The following is a 7,706-nucleotide window of genomic DNA, read 5'->3' as shown; positions in this document are numbered from 1 at the left end:
AGTGGGTTAGAAGTGCTTCCGGGGGCCGGTCTCACGGATTCAGGATTATTACTGACATGCGTCGTCGCGCCAGATAGCAGTTTAGGATCTAACGCGGCGACCGCCAGTTACTATTCAACCTTCGATTCAATTGGGTTGTTTAACTACAACACTACCCTTTTTAACAACGATTCCCCACCAAAAGTTAGAGAAAACTACTTCCAAAGTACCGCATTCAATTCGTCCTACCCATGATTAACTGAAGTAGTGGGTATGGCAATAATGATTAACCTCCAAAAACGCCCACAACAGTACTTATAACGACATTTGTCACGACGTTTGTAACGACACTCACAACAACATGCTTAACAACGCAGGAGAGTCACTTATGTGGACTAAACCGACGTATCAGGACATGCGCCTTGGCTTTGAAGTAACGCTGTATATCTCTACCCGCTAATCGCTAGCGACTGAACCGCGGCCCCTACCTGCCTTATTGGGTTTATATCAGGTAGGGGCTTTCACCCGGGATTCATAGCACATCCACAGCACTCACGTAGGAGGTCAGTCTATGCAGATTTTAGTTCTTGGGGCTGCCGCAGGCGGCGGCTTTCCCCAATGGAATTGCAACTGCCCTAACTGCTACCACGCTCGCCTGGGCAGTGCCAATCATCAACCTCGCACTCAATCATCGATTGCGTTAAGCGTGGATGGCAAGCAGTGGTTGCTATGCAATGCGTCCCCAGATATTCGCGCTCAGCTCAATACCAACCCGGAATTATGGCCAAGTGATCTGCGTGGTAGCGGTATTCGTGGCGTGCTACTGGTAGATGCCCAAATCGACCACGTCACCGGGCTACTCTCCCTAAGAGAAGGCTGCCCGTTAGAGGTGTGGTGCACGCCTAATGTGCATCGCGATTTATCGACTGGTTTTCCGCTATTCCCGATGCTGGAACACTGGGGCGGACTACGCTGGCAGCCGATTGAGTTGGAAGATCATCAGGAAGTTGTCGAGTTTTCGATTCCCTTTCTGCCAGATATCGCGCTCACCGCCTTTGCACTACACAGCAATGCCCCGCCCTACTCACCACGGCGCGGCGCGCCCTCCTGTGGCGATAATTTAGGGCTATATATTGTTGACCGTCGCAGTGGCAAATCGCTGTGCTACGCCCCTGGGCTTGGCAACCCGACACCGCTGGCCATGCGTTTCTTAAACGCCGCAGATGTAGTGATGGTGGATGGCACCCTGTGGGAAGACGACGAAATGCAGGCACTTGGCGTGGGCACCTCCACAGGCCAACAGATGGGTCACCTCGCGCTCAATGGCAGCAGCGGTATGTGTGCGCTATTGAACGAGCTACCCAGCAGCACGCAGCGTATTTTGATTCATATCAACAACACCAACCCGATTTTGGACGGCGCTAGCGATGCAGCGAAAACATTGCAGGCCGCAGGCATCGAAACAGCTTACGACGGAATGAAACTGACGTTTTAGGTCGACGTTCACAGACCTTAAACACTCTCTTATCTTAGAATTATTGAGTATTAATCTATTAACATCCAGACCTAAATCTTAGATTAAAAAAGCACTAGGTTAGTAGAATTTAAAAGATAGTAGGTCGATAAAAGGTGCAAAAACAGGTCCTGACAAAATTAAACCAAAATAAGCATATAACTTTATAAAATAATTCAAACAGAGCGAGCTATAACCAAATAACCTGTTTCATTAAATAAATTCTATGCATAAAAAATGGCTAAAAATAAAAGCCATTTAAATCAGCAATATATACATTAGATATTACAAAAATAACCAGGAAATCGACTATGGCGATGACAGCGATAACGCCCAGTGCTTCTGCCACCCCGCTCAGTCGGGAGGCGTTTCGTGAAACGCTAATGGGTAAAGGGCAGTACTACCATCTTAATCACCCCTTTCAACAGGCGATGGCCAACGGCGAGCTTACCCAGGAACAACTGCAAGGCTGGGTGGCTAATCGCTTTTACTACCAGTTGATGATTCCCCAAAAAGACGCCGCGCTGCTGGCCAACTGCCCAGATGCTGCTACCCGCAGGCGATGGGTGCAGCGCCTGCTTGACCATGATGGCCACGCCGGAGATGAAGGCGGGATTGAGGCCTGGTTAGCCCTAGGTGAAGCCGTAGGGCTACACCGTCATACACTGCTTTCCCAGGAGCGTGTGCTACCCGGGGTGCGCTTTGCGGTGGATGCCTACCGCCACTTTGTCGCCCGAGCCCCCTGGCAGGAAGCGGCGATCTCATCGCTTACCGAGCTATTTGCGCCGCTTGCCCACCAAAACCGCCTGGTCACCTGGCCTCAGCACTACCCGTGGATTAACGAGCAAGGCTATCGCTATTTTCGGAAGCGGCTCAGCGAAGCCCGCCGAGACGTCGAGCACGGCCTGGAAATCGCTTTAGGCGTATGTACCACGGTGGCGCTGCAGCAGCGCGCGCTGGATATTCTGCAATTTAAGCTCGATGTGCTATGGAGCATGTTGGATGCCATGACCATGGCCTATCAGTTAGACCGCCCGCCTTACCACACCGTCACCCGCGAAGCGGTGTATCACCGTGGGCTTGAGCAGTCACTTTACTAGGCAATGATCGACTAGCGTTGGGGAATTCACCATGTCACAGCAACTCGTCATATCACATCAAGATATTTACCAGCTGCGACGCGGTTGGCGCTTACAGTGGGAAGCCATTCAGGGCTGCCACGTCATTCTTTATCCCGAAGGCATGGTCAAGCTCAGCGCGACTGCCGGTGCGATTCTTGAGCAGGTTGATGGCCATCACTCCATCGCCGATATTATCGCCACCCTACAGCAGCGCTACCCAGGCGCGGAGTCCTTAGCAGACGATGTCGTGCAGTTTATCGAGGAAGCCCGCGGTAACGGCTGGCTAGCCGTGAAGGAGGTTCATTGTGGTTAATAAAACGACCTCACCGCCCTTATGGCTGCTGGCGGAACTCACCTACCGCTGCCCACTGCAGTGCGCTTACTGCTCTAACCCGTTGGAATTTACCCGTTACCAAAACGAGCTGGATACCGACGCGTGGTTTAGCGTGCTGCGCCAAGCCAGGGCGATGGGGGCGGCACAGCTTGGCTTTTCCGGCGGCGAACCGCTGATTCGTCAAGACCTGGAAGCGCTGGTAAGCGAAGCACGCCAGCTAGGCTTTTACACCAACCTGCTGACCTCCGGCGTGGGCCTCACTGCCCAGCGGGTAGACGCCCTGGCAGAAGCGGGCCTGGATCATATCCAGATTAGCCTGCAAGCCGCCGACCCCGAACTTGCTCAAGCGCTGGCAGGCTCTACCAAGGCCCACGCCAACAAGCTAGCCATGGCCAAAGCGGTCAAGGCCGCTGGCTACCCCATGGTATTAAACGTGGTCTTGCATCGGCACAATATCGATCAAATTGGCGACCTGATTGCCCTCTGCGATGAGCTAGGCGCGGATGCGGTTGAACTGGCCAACTGCCAGTATTACGGCTGGGCGTTTTTGAACCGCCAGGCGTTGATGCCTACCCGTGAACAGCTGGTACGCGCCGAGGCGGAAACCAATCGCTGGCGTGAAACACTCGCGGCACGTGGCCGCGATATGTCATTACTATTTGTGGTGCCGGACTACTTTGAGCAAGCGCCTAAAGCGTGCATGGGTGGTTGGGGCAGTATCTTTATGACCGTTGCCCCAGATGGCGCCGTGTTGCCCTGTCACAGCGCCAGGGAGCTACCGATGGCATTTCCGAACGTCAAAGAGACGTCGCTGCAGGACATTTGGTACCAAAGCGATGCGTTCAACCGTTTTCGCGGCACCCAGTGGATGCCTACGCTCTGCCAACAGTGCGACGACCGCGACAAAGACCATGGCGGCTGCCGCTGCCAAGCCTATTTATTAACCGGTGATATGAACGCCACCGACCCGGTGTGCCAGCACTCTCCCCAGCATGGGTTGTTAGAGAGCCTAATCGCAGAAAACAGCCATAACACACCCGATCAAGCGACGCTGATTCCCCGCAATGCCCGCCAGTCAAAGCAGTTGCAGGGTCAGGCTGAAATTCAAAGCGGCTTGAGACAGAATGGCTTGGCAGCGCCTTCGCCCCGCCAACCACTTGAGCTGATTTACCGGCAATAAGCCTGTTTATCCGTAATAAATCTATTGATTAGTAATCAACCTGGCTATCAGCAACAAACCGATTAAGGCTCGCAGGTAGCTCGCTCAGCATGAGCGGGCAGCTGCGGGCAAACGGCTGCTAACGAATGTCCACTCGCTTGCCAGCCATCCACCCCATTTGGGTACCAATAGAGCTCTTCATAGCCCATTGCCTCAGCGCGCCGTGCAGCGTTCCAGGAAAGCCAGCAGTCAGCACGGCAGAAGAACACTAGCGGCGCGGCTTCAGCGTGCTTACGCTGCGCATCCAGTGCTGTGGTGAAATAATCAATCCACTCCTCTTCCAAACTAGCTGCGCCCACATTAGGCAGCCAAATACTGCCTGGAATCGTTAAGTGCGCACTGTCCTGAAGAAAAAGACCGTTATGCCAGGGCAGCGCGTAGACATCCACCAGAATCACTGGCGGTGACGCCAGCAGCGCTTGAAAAGCATGGTCATCTAACGTGGTCACCCCTGGAAGCGGTGCGGTAACAGGCGCTTTAAAAGGCGGCAAACGATAGCCTTCTTGGTTAAATGTCGCGGTGGGCGCTTCAGCGTGTACCGCTCCACTGAATACACCCGCTGCCCACACCACACAGAGCATATAGCGGCGCACAGAGTACGCCGAAGGTTGTGTCGACATGGTGACATTACTCCCAATCAAACGGGCAGGCGGTACAACCCTCCATTTGGGCCATTTGGAAGTTGCCGTAGTGGATGCGTGCACCGGTCATATCAGCATCATTGAGCCGCGTGATGTTCATTTTTGCTTCTTGCAGATTAGCATCGCGCAGGTCCGCACCGATCAGGTTGACCTTATTCATCCAGGCCATTTCCAGATTACTGCCCATCAACGTTGCTCCTTGCATGCTGGCCCCGGAAAGCCGGGCAAACTCAAGGTTAGCGCCGGTCAAATCGGCATAATCAAATGTCGCGCCCTGGGCATAAATACTCCAGCTATCCAATCCAACCAAACTGGCATGGGAAAGATCGGCGCCGCGTAAATGCGTGTTGGGCATGCGTGCACGATTGAGGTTGGCATGTCTCAGCGATGCCCCTTCAAAATCAACGCTGCGTAGGTTGCTGTGGCGGAAATCCGAGCCTTCTAGGTTACTGCCCGCAAAGTTAGCACCCTGTAGGTCAAGATTGGAAAAGTCGCCGCCGGATAAATCCATATTGGCGCACTGAGTACCTGGCACCAACTCACAGCCGTTATGCACTGGCGGTTGATACGCTTCAACATAATCGTCGGCTACAACGCTGCCTATCGCGCTAAGGCAGAGAAAAACCGCCGTTGCTTGACGGCTCCATAAAGGCAGAGCATTGCGAGTTATCATTGTTATTCTCTCCATTACCGTTAACGTTATTCAAAAAAGGGCGGCAAAAGCCGCCCAAGAGGGGTCGATAACTTAACGGTTAGCCAAATCTTGAACGAAAGACGGCAGCTTAAAGACCCAGAACGAACCGCCCTGAGCAATCGGCCGCGTCAGTTCAGCCATATCACCGCCCCATAGCGGAACCGCGCCGCCATAACCTGCGGTAACACCAATGTACTGTTCACCGTCCATCTCCCAAGTAACCGGTGGTGAAATGATGCCGGTACCTACCTGGAACTTCCAAAGCTCTTCACCGGTTTCTGCATGGAATGCTTTTAAGTAACCATCGCCAGTACCGGTAAACACCAGATCACCGTGGGTAGCTAGCACGCCTGCCCACAGCGGCATAGGCTCTTTATGCTCCCAAGCGTACTCACCGGTGACCGGATCAACAGCGCGTAGAATACCGACGTGGTCGTCGTACATACGCTTAATGCGGAAGCCCATACCCAGGTAAGCTGCGCCTTCCACGTACTCAACTTCCTCGGTCCAGTAATCTTCTTTCCAGTGGTTACCCGGTACGTAGAACAGGCCTGTGTCTTCGCTGTAAGCCATTGGGTTCCAGTTTTTACCACCAAGGAAAGGTGGTGAAACTTCAACAGGCTCAGAACGGGTTTGTCCCTCTTCCAAGCGCGGTGGGCGCTGGCCTTCAGCCTCAACCGGGCGACCAGTTTCCAGGTCAATATGGGTAGCCCAGGTAATGTTATCGACAAACGGGAAGGCGTTGATGAGCTCGCCGTTGGTGCGGTCAGTGACATAGAAGAAGCCATTACGGTCAGCGTGGGCTCCTGCATTCACCGTTCGGCCATTCTCATCTTCGTACTCAAACAAGACGATTTCGTTATTGCCTGAGAAGTCCCAGGTGTCGTTGGGCGTGTGCTGATAGAACCACTTCACTTCGCCAGTCGAAGGGTCGATCCCTAGCTGGCCAGAGGTGTAAAGGCTGTCGTAGTCAGACGGGTCGCCGTCTTCCGAGGTGCGTGCCCAGCCATTCCAGGGAGCAGGATTACCGGCACCAATGATGATGGTATTGGTATCAGGGTCGAAACTGGCGCTCTGCCACGGCGCACCGCCACCTTGGCTCCAGGCTTGTACTTTGCCGGTTTCGCTGTCTGGGTCATCGGGCCAGGAGGGCGCGCTAGCATCACCCGTTGGGGTACTCTCTTCACCGTTCAGACGCCCCATATGGCCTTCAACAAAGGGCCGCATCCAAATCTCTTCACCGGTATCAGGGTCACGGGCATACAGCTTACCCACAATGCCGAACTCATCTCCCGAAGAGCCATGAATCAGCAACACGCGACCTGTTTCGCTATCTTCTACAATCGTTGGCGCACCGGTCATGGTGTAGCCCGCGCGGTGGTCACCAAAGCGCTCGCGCCACACCACCTCACCGGTGTCTTTGTTCAGCGCCACGATGCCAGCATCCAGCGTGCCGAAGAATACCTTATCGCCGTAAATGGCCGCACCGCGGTTCACTACGTCACAGCAGGGGCGAATATCGCTGGGCAGGCGATGGTTGTATGACCACAGCCGCTGGCCAGTGCGCGCATCAATAGCAAAAATACGTGAATAGGAGCCAGTGACATAAATAACGCCTTCATGAATCAGCGCCTGAGACTCCTGGCCACGCTGCATTTCATCGCCAAACGAGTGAGACCACGCTGGGGTCAGCATCTCGACGTTATCTGCGTTAATTTGATTAAGCGGGCTATAGCGCTGTGCTTTCACGCCCATGCCGTACATCAACACCGTTTCAGTGTTGTTATGGTCATTGAGAATATCGTCCCAGGTCACCTCGCTGGCGTGGGCTGTCAGCGCAATGCCCCCGACGCCTAAGGCAGAAGCGTAAGCAACGGCGGCGGTGAGTGTACGCAGGCGAAAGGGCCACGAAATTTTGCGGGCTGACGTGTTGTTATTGATAGCGTCTGTCATGGGTTTTCCATCCGAGTAATGATCACAATGCAATGGCTGCAAAGCGGCCAAGCTGCTGCTTGCGTGGTGCCAGCAAGACTAAGTCCAGCTTAGAAGCTCAGATAACAAACCAATCTACCCCTCCAGTCGCGTTCTCATCCTGATTTAGCACTACTTCCAAAGGAGGAGCCTAGCGATGCCTAAGGTGCTATAGGTTCGGAAGGCCTGCCTGCCTAAGCTCACTCAAGTGACGATACATTGATCCTTTGAGGA

General features: G+C 53.9%; 9 protein-coding genes. 6 read left to right on the top strand and 3 right to left on the bottom strand.

Annotated features, from left to right (window positions below):
- From INT19_RS19340 to pqqE, 6 genes are all read left to right on the top strand, one after another.
- On the top strand, positions 1–234 hold a 234-nt coding region (locus tag INT19_RS19340; protein WP_226924462.1), incomplete at its 5' end, for a hypothetical protein.
- Between the two features lie 133 nt (positions 235–367).
- Entirely contained in the window at positions 368–439 is a 72-nt protein-coding gene (gene pqqA / locus INT19_RS03335) for a pyrroloquinoline quinone precursor peptide PqqA (RefSeq protein WP_009722990.1), read from the top strand.
- Positions 440–550: 111 nt separating this feature from the next.
- Positions 551–1,474: a pyrroloquinoline quinone biosynthesis protein PqqB gene (gene pqqB, locus INT19_RS03330; protein WP_193059712.1), complete on the top strand. Its 924-nt coding sequence runs from the start codon at positions 551–553 to the stop codon at positions 1,472–1,474.
- Between the two features lie 329 nt (positions 1,475–1,803).
- Positions 1,804–2,592 (top strand): pyrroloquinoline-quinone synthase PqqC, encoded by a 789-nt coding sequence (gene pqqC, locus INT19_RS03325; RefSeq protein ID WP_193059711.1) that lies wholly within the window; start codon positions 1,804–1,806, stop codon positions 2,590–2,592.
- Positions 2,593–2,623: 31 nt separating this feature from the next.
- Complete coding sequence (gene pqqD / locus INT19_RS03320) at positions 2,624–2,926, top strand: pyrroloquinoline quinone biosynthesis peptide chaperone PqqD (RefSeq protein ID WP_038478876.1); 303 nt, start codon at positions 2,624–2,626, stop codon at positions 2,924–2,926.
- On the top strand, positions 2,919–4,127 hold the full coding sequence (gene pqqE, locus INT19_RS03315) for a pyrroloquinoline quinone biosynthesis protein PqqE (protein ID WP_193059710.1): 1,209 nt from the start codon (positions 2,919–2,921) through the stop codon (positions 4,125–4,127). The genes pqqD and pqqE overlap by 8 nt, the downstream gene beginning before the upstream one ends.
- 62 nt (positions 4,128–4,189) lie before the next feature.
- Here the strand turns inward: pqqE and INT19_RS03310 are convergent, their stop codons facing one another.
- The 3 genes from INT19_RS03310 to INT19_RS03300 all read right to left on the bottom strand — a co-directional run bounded on the left by INT19_RS03310 (position 4,190) and on the right by INT19_RS03300 (position 7,454).
- Entirely contained in the window at positions 4,190–4,786 is a 597-nt protein-coding gene (locus tag INT19_RS03310; RefSeq protein ID WP_193059709.1) for a rhodanese-like domain-containing protein, read from the bottom strand.
- Positions 4,787–4,793: 7 nt separating this feature from the next.
- Positions 4,794–5,480, bottom strand: a complete 687-nt coding sequence (locus INT19_RS03305; protein WP_193059708.1) for a pentapeptide repeat-containing protein — start codon at positions 5,478–5,480, stop codon at positions 4,794–4,796.
- Between the two features lie 72 nt (positions 5,481–5,552).
- Positions 5,553–7,454, bottom strand: coding sequence for a methanol/ethanol family PQQ-dependent dehydrogenase (locus INT19_RS03300; RefSeq protein ID WP_226912491.1), 1,902 nt, complete (start codon positions 7,452–7,454; stop codon positions 5,553–5,555).
- Positions 7,455–7,706 lie beyond the last annotated feature (252 nt).

The sequence above is a fragment of the Halomonas sp. 3A7M genome, from assembly GCF_014897875.1.
Taxonomy (GTDB): Bacteria; Pseudomonadota; Gammaproteobacteria; order Pseudomonadales; family Halomonadaceae; genus Vreelandella.
Note: the sequence above shows the minus strand (reverse complement) of the source record. Positions and strands in the feature narration are given on the sequence as shown.